Source organism: Gordonibacter faecis, assembly GCF_030077735.1.
Classification (GTDB): domain Bacteria; phylum Actinomycetota; class Coriobacteriia; order Coriobacteriales; family Eggerthellaceae; genus Gordonibacter; species Gordonibacter faecis.
Map to the genome: position 1 here is coordinate 119,629 of NZ_JASJEU010000025.1, position 14,098 is coordinate 133,726.

14 protein-coding genes are annotated in these 14,098 nt (G+C 62.2%); 1 reads left to right on the forward strand and 13 read right to left on the reverse strand.

Translation table 11 applies throughout. From position 1 onward, the window contains the following. Positions 1-13: 13 nt before the first annotated feature. The 10 genes from atpA to QNJ86_RS13660 all read right to left on the reverse strand — a co-directional run bounded on the left by atpA (position 14) and on the right by QNJ86_RS13660 (position 8,325). Positions 14-1,585 carry a F0F1 ATP synthase subunit alpha gene (gene atpA, locus QNJ86_RS13615; RefSeq protein WP_283833195.1) on the reverse strand — a complete coding sequence of 524 codons (1,572 nt, stop codon included), beginning with the start codon at positions 1,583-1,585 and terminating at the stop codon, positions 14-16. Further along, complete coding sequence (locus QNJ86_RS13620; protein WP_283833196.1) at positions 1,579-2,157, reverse strand: F0F1 ATP synthase subunit delta; 579 nt, start codon at positions 2,155-2,157, stop codon at positions 1,579-1,581. The genes atpA and QNJ86_RS13620 overlap by 7 nt, the downstream gene beginning before the upstream one ends. Next, positions 2,147-2,767 (reverse strand): F0F1 ATP synthase subunit B, encoded by a 621-nt coding sequence (atpF, locus tag QNJ86_RS13625; RefSeq protein WP_283833197.1) that lies wholly within the window; start codon positions 2,765-2,767, stop codon positions 2,147-2,149. Before atpF ends, QNJ86_RS13620 begins: the two co-directional genes overlap by 11 nt. Before the next feature lie 52 nt (positions 2,768-2,819). Next, the gene (gene atpE / locus QNJ86_RS13630; RefSeq protein WP_283833198.1) at positions 2,820-3,041 is read right to left on the reverse strand and encodes an ATP synthase F0 subunit C; all 222 of its coding nucleotides are present in this window, start codon (positions 3,039-3,041) and stop codon (positions 2,820-2,822) included. A 144-nt stretch (positions 3,042-3,185) separates the two neighbouring features. Beyond that, complete coding sequence (atpB, locus tag QNJ86_RS13635; protein WP_283833199.1) at positions 3,186-3,971, reverse strand: F0F1 ATP synthase subunit A; 786 nt, start codon at positions 3,969-3,971, stop codon at positions 3,186-3,188. An 18-nt stretch (positions 3,972-3,989) separates the two neighbouring features. Next, positions 3,990-4,271: a hypothetical protein gene (locus QNJ86_RS13640; RefSeq protein ID WP_283833200.1), complete on the reverse strand. Its 282-nt coding sequence runs from the start codon at positions 4,269-4,271 to the stop codon at positions 3,990-3,992. Between the two features lie 306 nt (positions 4,272-4,577). After that, positions 4,578-5,036: a deoxycytidylate deaminase gene (locus tag QNJ86_RS13645; protein ID WP_283833201.1), complete on the reverse strand. Its 459-nt coding sequence runs from the start codon at positions 5,034-5,036 to the stop codon at positions 4,578-4,580. 388 nt (positions 5,037-5,424) lie between these two features. Further along, the gene (gene upp / locus QNJ86_RS13650; RefSeq protein ID WP_283833202.1) at positions 5,425-6,060 is read right to left on the reverse strand and encodes a uracil phosphoribosyltransferase; all 636 of its coding nucleotides are present in this window, start codon (positions 6,058-6,060) and stop codon (positions 5,425-5,427) included. A 21-nt stretch (positions 6,061-6,081) separates the two neighbouring features. Next, positions 6,082-7,338: a serine hydroxymethyltransferase gene (glyA, locus tag QNJ86_RS13655; RefSeq protein WP_283833203.1), complete on the reverse strand. Its 1,257-nt coding sequence runs from the start codon at positions 7,336-7,338 to the stop codon at positions 6,082-6,084. A 108-nt stretch (positions 7,339-7,446) separates the two neighbouring features. Then, the gene (locus tag QNJ86_RS13660; RefSeq protein WP_283833204.1) at positions 7,447-8,325 is read right to left on the reverse strand and encodes a LysR family transcriptional regulator; all 879 of its coding nucleotides are present in this window, start codon (positions 8,323-8,325) and stop codon (positions 7,447-7,449) included. Positions 8,326-8,491: 166 nt separating this feature from the next. Here QNJ86_RS13660 and QNJ86_RS13665 point away from each other — a divergent pair, with 166 nt between their 5' ends. Next, on the forward strand, positions 8,492-10,738 hold the full coding sequence (locus tag QNJ86_RS13665; RefSeq protein WP_283833205.1) for an oxidoreductase: 2,247 nt from the start codon (positions 8,492-8,494) through the stop codon (positions 10,736-10,738). 106 nt (positions 10,739-10,844) lie between these two features. On the opposite strand, the gene rpiB is transcribed toward QNJ86_RS13665, so the two are convergent. From rpiB to QNJ86_RS13680, 3 genes are read right to left on the reverse strand one after another with little or no spacing between them, the layout of a single operon-like run. Continuing rightward, the gene (gene rpiB / locus QNJ86_RS13670) at positions 10,845-11,285 is read right to left on the reverse strand and encodes a ribose 5-phosphate isomerase B (RefSeq protein ID WP_283833206.1); all 441 of its coding nucleotides are present in this window, start codon (positions 11,283-11,285) and stop codon (positions 10,845-10,847) included. A gap of 43 nt (positions 11,286-11,328) precedes the next feature. Next, complete coding sequence (gene glpK / locus QNJ86_RS13675; protein ID WP_283833208.1) at positions 11,329-12,822, reverse strand: glycerol kinase GlpK; 1,494 nt, start codon at positions 12,820-12,822, stop codon at positions 11,329-11,331. Then, positions 12,801-13,778, reverse strand: a complete 978-nt coding sequence (locus QNJ86_RS13680; protein ID WP_283833209.1) for an alpha/beta hydrolase — start codon at positions 13,776-13,778, stop codon at positions 12,801-12,803. The genes glpK and QNJ86_RS13680 overlap by 22 nt, the downstream gene beginning before the upstream one ends. Positions 13,779-14,098: the final 320 nt, after the last annotated feature.

The following is a 14,098-nucleotide window of genomic DNA, read 5'->3' on the forward strand; positions in this document are numbered from 1 at the left end:
AGTCTACCTACCTTTAAGCCGTAGCCGAAAACTGCAGCTTGAAGGCCTCAATAGCGGCGTTCAGCTCCGTTTCGATCGCGTCGGTAAACTTCTGCTCCTTCACGATGTTCTCGAAGATCTCCGGCTTGGAAGCGCGGATGTAATCGAGCAGCTCCGTGCGGAAGCGAACCACGTCGCCCACCGGAATATCATCCAGGTAGCCATGGCCGCCGGCGTAAATGGCGACAGCCTGCTCCTCGACGGGCATCGGGTTGTAGCGGCCCTGCTTCAGAAGCTCGGTCATGTGAGCACCGCGGTTCAGCTGATCCTGCGTAGCCTTGTCCAGGTCGCTACCGAACTGCGTGAAGGCCTGCAACTCGCGGTAGGAAGCCAGGTCCAGACGCAGCGAGCCAGCAACCTGCTTCATGGCCTTGATCTGCGCGGAACCACCAACGCGCGACACGGAAATGCCGACGTCGACAGCGGGGCGCTGACCCTGGAAGAACAGGTCGGTCTGCAGGAATATCTGACCGTCGGTGATGGAGATAACGTTCGTCGGGATGTAGGCGGACACGTCGCCTGCCTGCGTCTCAATGACGGGCAGAGCCGTGAGCGAACCAGCACCGTTCTCGTCGTTCATCTTCACCGCGCGCTCCAGCAGACGGGAGTGCAGGTAGAACACGTCGCCGGGGTACGCCTCGCGTCCCGGAGGACGACGCAACGTCAGCGACATCTGGCGGTAAGCCACAGCCTGCTTGGACAGGTCGTCGTAGATGCAGAGCACGTGGCGGCCCGGGTTGTCGGCGTTGGCCGGCTTGCCGTCTTCGCCGTTGTACATGAAGAACTCGCCGATAGCGGCACCCGCCATAGGAGCGATGTACTGCAGCGGCGCCGAGTCGGACGCGGAGGCAGCCACAACAATGGTGTAGTCCATGGCGCCATAGCGCTCGAGGGTTTCAACGATGCCTGCAACCGTGGAGGCCTTCTGGCCGATAGCCACGTAGATGCAGATCATGTCCTTGCCCTTTTGGTTGATGATAGCATCAACCGCAATGGCGGTTTTACCGGTCTGGCGGTCGCCAATGATAAGCTCACGCTGACCACGGCCGATAGGAATCATCGAGTCGATAGCCAGGATACCCGTCTGCATGGGCTCGTGCACGGGCTTACGAGCAATAACGCCCGGAGCCTTGAACTCCACGGGGCGCGTGCCCTCAGCCTTGATGGGGCCCTTGCCGTCGATAGGCATGCCGAGCGGGTTCACCACGCGGCCGAGCATTTCGCGGCCCGAGGGCACCTCCACGATGCGGCCCGTGGTACGGACCTGGTCGTTCTCCTTGATTGCGGTGACGTCACCGAGAAGCACGGCGCCCACTTCGTCCTCTTCGAGGTTCTGGGCCAAACCGTAGACCGTGCGGCCGCTCTGACCCACGAACTCAAGAAGTTCGCCGGCCATCGCGTCTTTCAGGCCGTCGATACGGGCAATACCGTCGCCGATCTGGATAACGGTGCCCACCTCGCGGGATTCGACACTCGTGTTCAGCGCGTCGAGCTGCTTGCGCAGTGCATCGTCAATAGACTGTGCGGTGATTTCAGTCACTAGCATTCACCTCCATCTGTTGATAGTTTGAGCACGTTGCGAGCGCTTTCCAGTTGCGTGAGAACGCTTGCGTCGATGCGCTTTCCGTTCGCACTCATACGTATGCCGCCCAACAGGGACTTGTCGATGCGCTCGCGCAGCACCACGCTCGTGCCCAAGTCGGCTTCGGCCTTTTTGACAATAAGGTCGCGCAGGTGGTCGTCGAGCTCCACCACCGTTGTGACGTCGACCACGCTCACGTTGAGTTTGCGCTCGAGTTGGTCGTTGTAGCTTTCCCACACGCGCGTCAGCAGCGCCATGTCACCGCGCTCGGCCATGACAGCCAGCACGTCGACGAGAATCGGGTTGCATGCCGCGAACACGCCGCGTGCGAGAGTCTCTCGCTGCTCGGGCGTGTAGGAGCTGTCCTCCAGCGCGCCGGAGAGATCCATGTTCGAACGCGTGATGCGCAGGATACGCTCCAGCTGATCACGCACCTCAAGCACGACCCCTTGGCCGCCCGCCTCGTAGGCACCGTCCAGAAGGACAGCTGCGTACGTGGCGACTTTCTCTTTGACGACGTGGCGGTTAGTTGGCATTGAAACTACCTGCCTCGTTCACGTAACGCTCGATGATCTTGCGATGTTCATCGTCGTTCAGATCCTCGCCGATCAGGCGAGACGCCACGGCGATGGACGCGTCAGCCACAGAACCCTGGAGTTCAGCGATAGCGGCCTTCTTCTCGGTCTCGATGGCCGCGCGGGCCTTCTCGATCATACCGGCAGCTTCGGTCTGAGCCTTTTCGGTGAGGTCTGCTTTCACAGCCTCGCCCGTCCTCTTGGCATCGGCGACAATGCTTGCAGCCTGGGACTTCGCGTCTTCCAGCTGACGCTTGTACTCTTCGAGCACGCGCTCGCTCTCAATGCGGGCCGCCTCGGACTTCTCAAGGGAATCCTTGATGGTCTGCTCACGCTTGTCCAGCATGGCCTCGAACTTCGGCCAGCCAAACTTCGCGAGGACGATCCACAGCAAGATGAAGATGACGAGCATGGGGATGAACTCCGCCATGTCGGGCAGAATCGCTGAGATGCCACCCGTCGCCTCTCCTTCACTGGCGAACGCGAGCGCGGGAAAAGCACACGTCATAGTGGTGCCAGCAAGAGCGGCAACCCCCATGCGCATCGATGCTTTTTTCGCTTCAAATTTCACGTTCGTACCTCCTTTAAGCCTTTAACGGCACTGTATCCGAATAAGGCTTGAGTTACACGATGAAGGTAAGAACGAAGCCGATGAGGCCGAGAGCCTCAGCAAGAGCAGCACCAATGATGAAGTTCGTGAACAGACGACCCTGCAGTTCGGGCTGGCGAGCGGTAGCGACGCAGCAGCCGTAGCAGGCGATGCCAATGCCCAGGCCGGGGCCGATGGTCGACAGGCCGTAGCCCACGAGTTTCAAGGCCGCAAGCGCGATCGTAATTTCTCCCACGATTTTCCTCCTTTTGTCGTTTCCGAGCCAACCCCGGATAACTACTAACAACTGTGTATGTCAACCGGCCGTGGAAGCCGGTTAGAACCAAAGGGGTGCGCAGCGTGCGCGCGGCCGCCCAAACGCTCGGCGGCGGGGTGAATCTTAGTGGTCGGACGTAGCCAGGCCGATGTACACCGCGCTTAAGATGGTGAACACGTAAGCCTGCAGGAAGGCAACCAGCACCTCAAGCGCGTACATGACGAACAGAAACAGCATCCACGCGATGGAGATAGCGCCGGTACCAATGCCCGCGCCCTGGATAGCGGAGCCAATGAACACGCTGGTGAGCAAGGCGAAGATGCCCAGCACCATGTGGCCAGCGAACATGTTGCCATAAAGTCGAACGGCCAGCGTGAGCACACGCAGCACCGTGGAGAACAGCTCGAGGAACCACACGATGGGCACCATGACCACGGGTAGACCCGCAGGAGCGAACGACTTCAGGTAGCCACCGAGGCCCTTGGCCTTGATGCCCCAGAAGATGAAGTACACAAACGAAATGCCAGCGAGCGCCCAGGTGATGGAGATGGAGCCCGTCGGTGTCTTGCAACCGGGGATCAGCCCTACAAAGTTACTAATAAGGATAAAGAAGAAGAGCGTGGCCAAAAACGGCAGATGCTTGCGATAGCCGTGGCCGATGGCGCTTTCGCCCATGTCCTTCTTCACGAACTCGTAGCCGTACTCGACCATGTTCGTGAACTTGCTCGTCGGGATGAGCGTCAGGCGCTTCCCCGCCGTCAGAACCACAATAAGGGTAATGACGAAGCAGATGATCATCCACAACACGTACTGAGTCATACCGAACGAGCCCGAGCCAAACACGAAGGCCGGGTCGAACGAATGCTGCAGATGGGGCACCTCGGCCGCTAGTTCTTCAAGAGGATTCACGTGTCTTACCTTTCCATCCTACTTCCGCACGAACGTATACACGCCGTAGCCGATCGCGGAGGCAACGAGCACCGCCGCTTCCGCCAAGACAAAGGGCACCGCGGATTCACGGGCGAGCACGACACAGGCTATGGCTGCGAGGAAAAGGACGGCGAACGACAACAGCACGCCAAGCATCAAAGCTCCTGCGTGGCCCAAGTTGCTGGTGTCGGTCACCCGCCTCGTCATTCGCAATCCGAAAAACAACGGCAGCACGCCCGCGACTCCGGAAAGCGCCCCTAAAACGATAGCCAGTACCATATCCCGCTTTCGATCCGTGCGCTCTGCGCGCACCCTAGTAAACCGGTACGTATAATAACGGCAAGTTCTTAGTTAACTTACGAGAAGATAACAAAATCTTTCATTTTTCGGGTGAGTGGATGGTTAAAAGCGGCAGAAAACTGAATAATCTGCACGCTACGGTGTGTCAAACCGTATATTCCCTGCGGGATTGGCGGGGCGTGAATTGCTAGCGCTGTTATCCCATATCAGAGGCATGCTGGGGCGGTGAACGGTCGTGCGCTGGTGGGCGCGCGTGCAGCGCGGTGGCCGCGGCGCGCGCCTGTGCTAGCCTTCGAAGACCCGCAGTTTCATGCCCGCCTCTTCGAGCATGGACATGGCCAGCTCGTCGGGATACGGGTTCTGGTAGATGATTTCCTCGATGCCGGCGTTGATGAGCATCTTGGCGCACACGACGCAGGGCTGCGTGTTTACGTAGATGGACGCTCCCGTGATGTTGATGCCGTAGCGGGCGGCCTGAATGATGGCGTTCTGCTCGGCGTGCAAACCGCGGCAGATTTCGTGGCGCTGGCCACTGGGGACACCCAGCTGCTGGCGCAGACACCCCGTCTCGGCGCAGTGGCGCATGCCCGTGGGAACACCGTTGTAGCCCGTGGCCAGGATGCGGCGATCCTTCACGATGACGGCCCCTACCCCACGGCGCAAACACGTGGTACGCGTAGCGACTTCGTTCGCTAGTTTCATGAAGTATTCGTCCCAGCTGGGGCGATGATCAATTGGTTCCATGTTGTCTCTTTTCTACCTGCTTGTCCGGGGAAGGGCTCGGCAGCACTCAGTCGCTCAAACAGTCCTGAGCTCGCACGAACAGCCCACTGGGCTGTTCGGCTCGTGCGGAACTCGCTTGGTGAGTACCGCCACACCCCTCCCCTCCAAGGTGGTTGAAAACTATTTTGCGCAGTCAACGCCGTTCGCTTCTCCGTCCCGCTTCATGAAACTGCTCACTCATGGGGGGGTTCAACCTAAGATGTAGACCTTCTTGTCATCCTGAGCGGAGCGCCTCTGGCGCGGAGTCGAAGGATCCCGTTTGGCGATAGCAGGGGATCTTCCAGCTGGCGCCGCTCGGGATCCTTCGACTACGGCGGCTTTGCCGCCTTCGCTCAGGATGACAATCTAACTACTTCGTGCCAAAAATGCGGTCGCCGGCGTCGCCGAGACCGGGGACTATGTAGGCGTGGTCGTTTAGGCCCTCGTCGATGGCGCAGGTGTAGATTTGCACGTCCGGGTCGGCGGCGAGGACGGTCTCGATGCCCACGGGGGCTGCCACCAGCACTACCAGCTTGATGTTCTTCACGCCCTGCTTGCGCAGATACGCGATGGCAGCGGTGGCGCTGCCGCCGGTGGCGAGCATGGGATCCACCACTAGCACGTCACGCTGGGCGATGCTGTCGGGCAGTTTCGCGTAGTACTCGTGCGGCTCGTGGGTGTCGGGGTCGCGGTACATGCCAAGGTGCCCCACGAACGTGGACGGCATGAGTTCTTGCAGGCCTTCCACCATGCCGAGGCCAGCGCGCAGAATGGGGACGATGACCATTTTCTTGCCCGCCACCTGCTTGCACTGGGCGGTGCAGATGGGGGTTTCCACCTCGACGTCTTCCAGCGCCAAATCGCGCGTGGCTTCGTAGCCCTCGAACATGGCGAGCTCGCGCACGAGGGCGCGGAAGTCCTTGGAGGACGTGTTCTTGTTGCGCAGCTTCGAGAGCTTGTGCTGCACCATCGGATGGTCGACCACCGTTACGCGTTCATACTGCATGGTTTGCCTTTCCTTACTATATTAGTAGTTCAGTTCCGGGTAGAGGGGGTGGGCGGCGAGGAGGGTTTCTACCTGCTTGCGGACGTCGGCGAGGGTGGACTCGTCGTTTGCGTTGAAGACGGTGCGGGCGATGAGTTGGCCTACCTCGTAGAAGTCATCGGCCGTGAAGCCACGGGTGGTGGCTGCGGCGCTGCCCACGCGGATGCCGCTGGTGACAAACGGGCTGCGGGTTTCGTTGGGGATGGAGTTCTTGTTCACCGTAAGGCCCACGCTCTCAAGCAGCTTCTCGGCATCCTTGCCGGTGACGTCGGCGGCGGTGAGGTCGACCAGGCACAGGTGGTTGTCGGTGCCGCCGGAGACGAGGCGCAGGCCGCCGTCCATCATGCCAGCCCCCAGCGTGCGGGCGTTCTCCACCACGTGGTCGATGTACTCTTTGTACGCAGGCTGCGCGGCTTCGCCGAACGCGACGGCCTTGCCGGCGATGACGTGCATGAGCGGGCCGCCCTGGGCGCCCGGGAACACAGCCTTGTCGATTTTCTTCGCGATGTCCTCGTCGTTGGAGAGGATGAAGCCGCCGCGCGGGCCGCGCAGGGTTTTGTGGCTGGTGGACGTGGTGACATCCGCATGCGGCACGGGGCTGGGGTGCGCGCCCGTCGCCACGAGGCCGGCGATGTGCGCCATGTCAACCATGAAGTATGCGTCAACTTCCTTCGCGATGGCAGCCATGCGCTCAAAGTCGATGATGCGCGGGTAGGCGCTCGCGCCGCCCACGATGAGTTTCGGGCGCACTTCCTTGGCAATGCGCTCCACCTCGTCGTAGTTGATGGTTTCGGTCTCGGGATCCACACCGTAGCTGGCGAAGTTGTAGTAGCGGCCCGAGAAGTTCACCGGCGAGCCGTGCGTGAGGTGTCCACCCTGATCAAGGCTCATGCCAAGCACAGTGTCGCCCAACTCCAACAGCGCCGTGTACGCGCCGAAGTTGGCGTTCGCGCCGCAGTGGGGCTGCACGTTGGCGAAGCCGGCGCCGAAGAGCGCGCAGGCGCGGTCGCGCGCGAGGTCTTCCACAATGTCGACCTTTTCGCAGCCGCCGTAGTAGCGCTTGCGTGGGTAGCCTTCAGCATACTTATTAGTAAGCACGCTGCCGACGGCTTCCAGCACGGCGGGCGACGTGAAGTTTTCCGAAGCGATGAGTTCCACGGAGCCGCGCTCGCGGGCGAGTTCCTGGCGCAGTGCGTCGGCGACGGCCGGATCGGCCTCGGGCAGATAAGTGAGCGGCATGCAATGCCCCTTTCGACCGGGTTTGTTTTGAGATGCGGCTTATGCTAGCACAAAGACCCTCCGCCGATGGCCCCACGCAACGAATCGACAGGAGAGTGGCCGCGTGCTTCACGAAATATGATCGGAAAACCACCCGAACGCGATTTGTGCCGCATGCGAAAGCGTGCGCGAACGCGGCAAGAGCGCGCATATATCCCAGGTCAGACGTGGGTCATCAAGAGGAATAACAGCGATGCCTTCCGCACGAAACCGCTCGGCGCAACTTGCGGGCACAATGCACGCCCCGCGCCCCTGACGCATCTGATCAAGGATAAGGTGATAGTCGTGCCACTCGTACACCAAATCCAGGTTGAGGTCGCGCTCGCGGGAGAACGCCTCCAGCGCCGCGTCGAGGGGGAACGTTTCATTGAGACCCAGCCAGGGCAGGCCGCGCAGGCTTTCGATTGCTTGCGGGGCGCCCTCCCCCAGCACGTCGGCGCGCACCGCGGCGCAGAGTGCCACCCGGCAAAGCGACACACTCTTCACATTGGGCGACTCAAACGGCCCTGCCACCAGCGCAAAGTCTTTGCCTTTTTCCGCCACACACTGCGCGGCGAACACCGGCTCAACGATGTCCACGTCAAGCGCCATCGTGGGATGCTCCGCCTCAAACGCGCCCACCAACTCGTCAACGGGAAGCGACAACAGCGCGCCGTACGCAATGGCCAACCCCACGGTTTCGCGCGCCGCGGCGTCGTTGCCACAGATATCGGTGATGCGTCGATAGGTGTCAAGCAGCTCTACTACCAGCGGATACACTTGCCGTGCCGCCTCGGTGGGTTCCAGCCCCTGGGCGCCACGCACAAACAGCGTTTGACCGAGCTCGGCTTCCACCCCTTTCAGCACGCCACTCAGGCCCTGGCGCGTGAGGAACGCGTGCTTGGCCGCCTTGCCAATAGAGCCACTTTCGTACGCCAAACGAAAGCACGTAAGACTTCGAATATCCATACTCTTCCCCTCCCCTTTTGCCATTGTAGCAAACCCGCAACCTGCGCGTACGCAGCTTCAACGACGCAAGAAAGCCTTGCGGGGAGGAAGCCGACCGTTGCTTCCCAAGCCCGCGAAATCGCAGTTAGATGTGCGCAGGGGAAAACCACAACAAGGGAGGAATGATATGACGAAACACACTGGCATCTCTCGCCGCAGCTTCCTGCAAGGCATGGCGCTTGGCACCGTGGGCGCCTCGACGCTGGGCGTAGGCGGGCTTGCCCTCGCAGGCTGCGCGCCGCAGGCCAAGGAAGAAGCGCCCTCAAAGTCGCAGGGCTCCACGCCGGCGAGTGGCACGGGTACGTCCACGACAGGCACGCTGAACCCGCAGGACTACAACTACACCACCAACTCCATCACCGACTTTGGGTCGAGCACACTGTTCTCCGACTGGCAGCTGGGGCCCCTCACCATCCACAACCGCATGGTGAAATCGGCCGCGTTCCAGCTGGCGTTCATGAAGAACAACCCCGACGAGTACATCGGTTACTACGAGCGCATGGCCAAGGGCGGCGTGGAGATGATCTGGGTTGAGGACTTCGCCAACATTTGGGACATGACCGCAAGCCCACTCAAGCAGGACTACGGCGTGTACGACGTGAAGGCGCTGCTCGACCGCCTGCACGCGGCTGGCGCGCACGTGGGCTACCAGTTCGACACCATGGGCTCGGCCATTGGGCCGCTGGACTTCACCGAGAACTTCCTGGGGAACTACTCCACTGACGAGGTGAAAAGTTGGGTACAGACCATCGTCGGCATTGGCAAGAAGCTGCACGACGACGGCTTCGACGCCTACGAACTGAACTTCGCGGCCAACAACGTGGGCCAGTCGTTCCTTTCGCGCGCCCGCAACAACCGCACCGACGAATACGGCCCGCAAACCCTTGAGAGCCGCACCAAGTTTGCCGTTGAGGTAATCAAGGGCGTGAAGGAGGCCTGCGGCAAGGACTTCGTGGTGCAGGTGCTCATCAACGGCATTGAAGCGAACGACAAGATGCTCGGCCAGGATGCCGCCTACAACTCGGTTGAAGAAGTGAAAGCTATCGCCAAGATTCTGGAAGAGGCCGGCGCGGACAGCTTGCACGTGCGTCTGGGGCCCTGCGGGCAGCACATCGCCCAGTTCGCAAACGACCTGTACTTCACGGCGCACGGGCTGGAAGGCGCGAGCGGCTTTGGCACGCGGTTCGACTTCAGCCGCCACTACCAGGGCAAGCTGCGCGCGAACCACTCGGGCTGCGGCATGATGATTGACGTGGCGGCCGAAATCAAGAGCGCGGTATCCATTCCCGTGGGCGCAGCCACCTACATGGACCCTGCTCAGGCGCCCGATTACTTCGAAGAAGCGCTGGCCGAGGGCAAGCTTGACTTTCTGGTGATGAACCGCCCGCTGTGCGTGGATCCGGAGTACGTGAACAAGCTGCGCGAAGGGCGCATCGACGAGATTGCCCCGTGCACGCGCTGCCTGCACTGCTTCTACGACCCGGACAAGTCCGGCAAACTGATGGAGCACTGCCGTGTGAACGCCGCCAACTGGCGCGCGTTCGGCGAAGACATGCCCGAGGGCTGGACGCCCGCGCCGGCGGCAACGCCGAAGAAGGTCATGGTTATTGGCGGTGGCCCCGCCGGCATGGAGGCGGCGCGCGTTGCGGCCGAGCGCGGCCACGAGGTGACGCTGTACGAGAAGAGCGGGAGCCTGGGTGGGTTGCTGACCTCGGCCGCTGCTATTAAGGGCCCGCATGAGAACCTTGAGCGCCTGTCCACCTACCTGGCTAAACAGCAGGAAGTTGCCGGCGTGAACGTGAAGCTGAGCACCGAAGTGGATGCGGCGCTCATCAAGCAGGAGAAGCCCGATGCCGTGGTGCTGGCGGTGGGCGGCACGCGCCCCGAGGCCGAGTTCTCCGCCACGAGCGGCACTGCCGTGCTGTCGTTTGCCGACGTGGTGGGCGCCGAGATGGGCGACAAGGTGACGGTACTTGGCAGCAACGCGCAGTCGGTGGACGTGGCCGTGTTCTTGCTGGCGCAGGGAAAGCACGTGACCATTGTGACGCCCGACCCGATGGAGCTGTTCGAGAAGGGTCATTCCGTGAACGTGCGCGGGTTCATTGAGAGCGCCATTGCCGCGCAAGGCGTGCGCGTGTGGCCGTCCGCAAAGGTGATTGCAGTGGGCGATGGCGAGATTACGTTCACGAGTGAAGCCGGCGTGGAAGAGACTGTGGCATGCGATGCGCTGGTTGACATGCGCGACATGATGCCCAACACGGCGCTGATTGACGGGCTGTCGGGTGTTGAAACGGTAGCCGTGGGCGACTGCGCCGACCCGTACAACATTTCCGAGGCCATTGCGTCGGCGAACCTCGCGGCGCGCAAACTGTAGGTTGCTGTTCACCCCGCGAGCCTCCCCTCCCCGCTCGCGTGGAGAGAAAAACGCCCACCCCGGCTTCATGCGGGGGTGGGCGTTTGTGATAAAAGGCTCGCTCTATCTACTTGTTCTCCAAGGCCATGATCTTCTCTACGCGGGCGGTGTGGCGGCCTTCGCCGAATGCGGTGGTGAGGAAGGCATCCAGGATGGCGCGGTTTGTGGCTTCGTCGACGAAGCGGCCGGAGAGGGTGACCACGTTTGCGTCGTTGTGCTCGCGGGCCAGTTCGGCGAACTGGGGCGTGATGACGTTGACCGCGCGCACGCCGTTGATCTTGGTGGCAGCCACGGCCATGCCGATGCCCGTGCCGCACACGAGCACGCCGCGCTCGGCCGACCCGTCCGCCACGTCGCGCGCGACCAGTTCAGCGTAGTCGGGGTAATCGACGCGGTCGTCGGTGTCCGGGCCGCGGTCGATCACGTCGTGGCCCTGTTTCGCCAGATAATCCACGAGCATCTGCTTCTGCTCGAACCCCGCGTGGTCGCTTGCGATGCTGATTTTCATGGGATGCCTTTCCTTGCGTCCTTCGTTTGTTACAGAAATACTACTACGACATGGTGCGTTCGACGGCACGTTTCCAGCCTTCGAGCAAACGGGCGTGGCGAACGTCCTCCATGCCGGGTTCATAGGTATCATCGTCGGCGCGAAGGGCGCACAGCGTGTCGACATTTTCCCAAAAGCCGGTGGCCAGACCCGCCAGATACGCCGCGCCGAGTGCCGTGGTTTCGGTGTTTTGCGGGCGACGCAGCGGCGTACGCAGGATGTCGCTTTGGAACTGCATGAGGAAGTCGTTCGCCGAGGCGCCGCCGTCCACGTTGAGCACCTTCAGCGGCACGCCGGCGTCAGCCTCCATGGCCACGGCCAGGTCGCGTACCTGGTACGCAAGCGATTCCAGCGCCGCGCGCACAATGTGTTCGCGGCGCGTGCCGCGCGTGAGGCCGTAGATGGCACCGCGCGCTTCCGCGTCCCAGTACGGCGCGCCGAGGCCCGTGAACGCGGGCACCACGTAGACGCCGCCCGTATCCGGCACGCTGCGCGCCAGTGCGGACGAATCGGCCACGTGACTCAGAATGCCCAGGTCATCGCGCAGCCACTGCATGAGCGCGCCCGCCATAAACACGCTGCCCTCAAGCGCGTATTCGGGGCCCGTCGCCCCCGGCGCGGACGCGGCCACGGTGGTAACCAGGCCATGCGTGGAGCGGCACGCCTCCCCACCTGTATGCATAAGCAGAAAGCAGCCGGTGCCGTACGTGTTCTTCGCCTGACCGGGCTCGAAGCAGCACTGGCCGAAGAGGGCGGCTTGCTGGTCGCCCGCCACGCCGCGGATGGGCACACCGGGCACGATGCCGTCGGCGGCCGTACAGCCGAAGTCGCCCGACGAGGGGCGCACCTCGGGCAGCATTGACGCGGGGATGTCGAACAGGCCGAGCAACCACGGGTCCCAGCGCATTTCGTGAATGTCGTACAGCATGGTGCGGCTGGCGTTCGTCACATCGGTGGCGTGCACCTGCCCGTGGGTAAGCGCCCAGATGAGCCACGTGTCCACGGTACCGAAGGCCAGCTTGCCCGCCTCCGCGTCGGCACGGGCACCTTCCACGTTATCGAGAATCCACTTGATTTTGCTCGCGGAGAAATAAGCGTCAGGGATGAGGCCCGTCGTTACCATGATGCGCTCAGCCACGGCCGGGTCGCCGCAGATGTCTTCCACCAGCTGCGCGGTGCGGCGGCACTGCCACACGATGGCGTTCGCCACCGGCTCACCCGTTTCGCGATTCCACACCACGGTGGTTTCGCGCTGATTCGTAATGCCAATGCTGTTGAGGTCGCCCGGGCCCAAATTGTTCGACACGAGCAACTCGGTGAGCGCTCCTATCTGGGACGATAGAATGTCGCGCGGGTCGTGTTCCACCCAACCGGGCTGCGGGTAAATTTGCGGGAACGGGTTTTGCACGGCATCGACGGCGCGGCCGTGCGCGTCGATGAGCATGGCGCGCGACGAGGTGGTTCCCTGGTCGAGCGCTACGACGTAGGCTGATGGCATGCGTGCTCCTCAATCCAAGTGACGACATCAGTATAAACCTGGGTCCGGCCCGGCTCATTCAAGATTTCGTGGCGCATGCCGTCGTAGAGCTTCATCTGCACGTCGCGCACGCCGGCGCGGCGCAGGAGGTCAGCCGCCTGGCGCACACCCTTGCCGCACGCACCCACCGGGTCCTCGGCACCGGCGATGAACAGCACGGGCAGCTCTTTCGGCACCTTCGCGGCACAGGCGGGCGTGACCACCTCGGCCGTGAGGTCGGTGAGTGTGGCGTAGCCGCCGACGGAGAACATCGCGCCGCAGAGTTCGTCGGCAATGTAGGCGTCAACAACCGCCGGGTCGGTGGCTATCCAGTCGAACGGCGTGCGCGCGTCGGGAATCTGTTTCGCGAACGCGCCCGCGCCCATGCCGTCGAGCAGCGTGCTGCGGTGGTCCTCCCCCTTCGACGCGGCGAGGCGGCGCGCGAGGAAGTTGCCGGCGCGCGATAGCATAAGCGGCTGCTGGCCCGTGCCGCAGATGATGGCCGCCGTGACGCCCTCGCCGTGGCGCGCGAGGTAGGCGCGCACGATGAAGCTGCCCATGGAGTGGCCGAACAGCACGTAGGGCGTCTGCCGCGAATAGCGTGAGGTGACGGTTTTGCGCAGCTCGTGCACGTCTTCGATGAGGATTTCTTTGCCATGAGTGGGCAAGCACCCCAGTTTGTCGGGGCTTGCCACGCTTTTGCCGTGGCCGATGTGGTCGGTCGCGCACACGACAAAGCCCTGGTCAACAAGGTGGCGCGCGAATTCGTCATAGCGGCCCACGTACTCGGACATGCCGTGGACAATCTGGACGACGCCCCGTGGCGCCGTGGCGCGCTGCCCCTGCGAGGACGCGGGCGCCCACACGAGGCCCTTAATGGTGGACGTGCCATCGTGCGAAAGAAAGCCAACAGGCGTAACAGTAGCCGAAGTTTCCATACGATCCCCTCCCCAGGTGGTCTCACCTTCATTATACCCGGTAGAGCAACCGCACCCGTGGGCGGATGGTGGGAACGAAGCGAACCAACCCCTTGCGACACAGATAGTGGACCTAGCTGGCACAAATCGCCCTTTAGGTACGGATTTCCGCTTCCAAAATAGGTGGAAAGTTCACTTCCTTTGAAGAAACCCCTGGTCGGCATATTTCCAAACAATCCTTGGAGCGCTCAATCCGTACATAAGGGGCGTGCGGCAGAAAGTTGGACCGCCTTGAGGCGGTCCACGACCGATCGAGTGGCCCCGTAGGGGCCGCGAGGAGG

Excerpts from the sequence above, each read along its gene's own strand:
- atpA (WP_283833195.1), bottom strand. The coding sequence starts at position 1,585 with ATGCTAGTGACTGAAATCACCGCACAGTCTATTGACGATGCACTGCGC.
- QNJ86_RS13620 (WP_283833196.1), bottom strand. The coding sequence starts at position 2,157 with ATGCCAACTAACCGCCACGTCGTCAAAGAGAAAGTCGCCACGTACGCA.
- QNJ86_RS13640 (WP_283833200.1), bottom strand. The coding sequence starts at position 4,271 with ATGGTACTGGCTATCGTTTTAGGGGCGCTTTCCGGAGTCGCGGGCGTG.
- QNJ86_RS13645 (WP_283833201.1), bottom strand. The coding sequence starts at position 5,036 with ATGGAACCAATTGATCATCGCCCCAGCTGGGACGAATACTTCATGAAA.
- upp (WP_283833202.1), bottom strand. The coding sequence starts at position 6,060 with ATGCAGTATGAACGCGTAACGGTGGTCGACCATCCGATGGTGCAGCAC.
- glyA (WP_283833203.1), bottom strand. The coding sequence starts at position 7,338 with ATGCCGCTCACTTATCTGCCCGAGGCCGATCCGGCCGTCGCCGACGCA.
- QNJ86_RS13660 (WP_283833204.1), bottom strand. The coding sequence starts at position 8,325 with ATGGATATTCGAAGTCTTACGTGCTTTCGTTTGGCGTACGAAAGTGGC.
- QNJ86_RS13665 (WP_283833205.1), top strand. The coding sequence starts at position 8,492 with ATGACGAAACACACTGGCATCTCTCGCCGCAGCTTCCTGCAAGGCATG.
- rpiB (WP_283833206.1), bottom strand. The coding sequence starts at position 11,285 with ATGAAAATCAGCATCGCAAGCGACCACGCGGGGTTCGAGCAGAAGCAG.
- glpK (WP_283833208.1), bottom strand. The coding sequence starts at position 12,822 with ATGCCATCAGCCTACGTCGTAGCGCTCGACCAGGGAACCACCTCGTCG.
- QNJ86_RS13680 (WP_283833209.1), bottom strand. The coding sequence starts at position 13,778 with ATGGAAACTTCGGCTACTGTTACGCCTGTTGGCTTTCTTTCGCACGAT.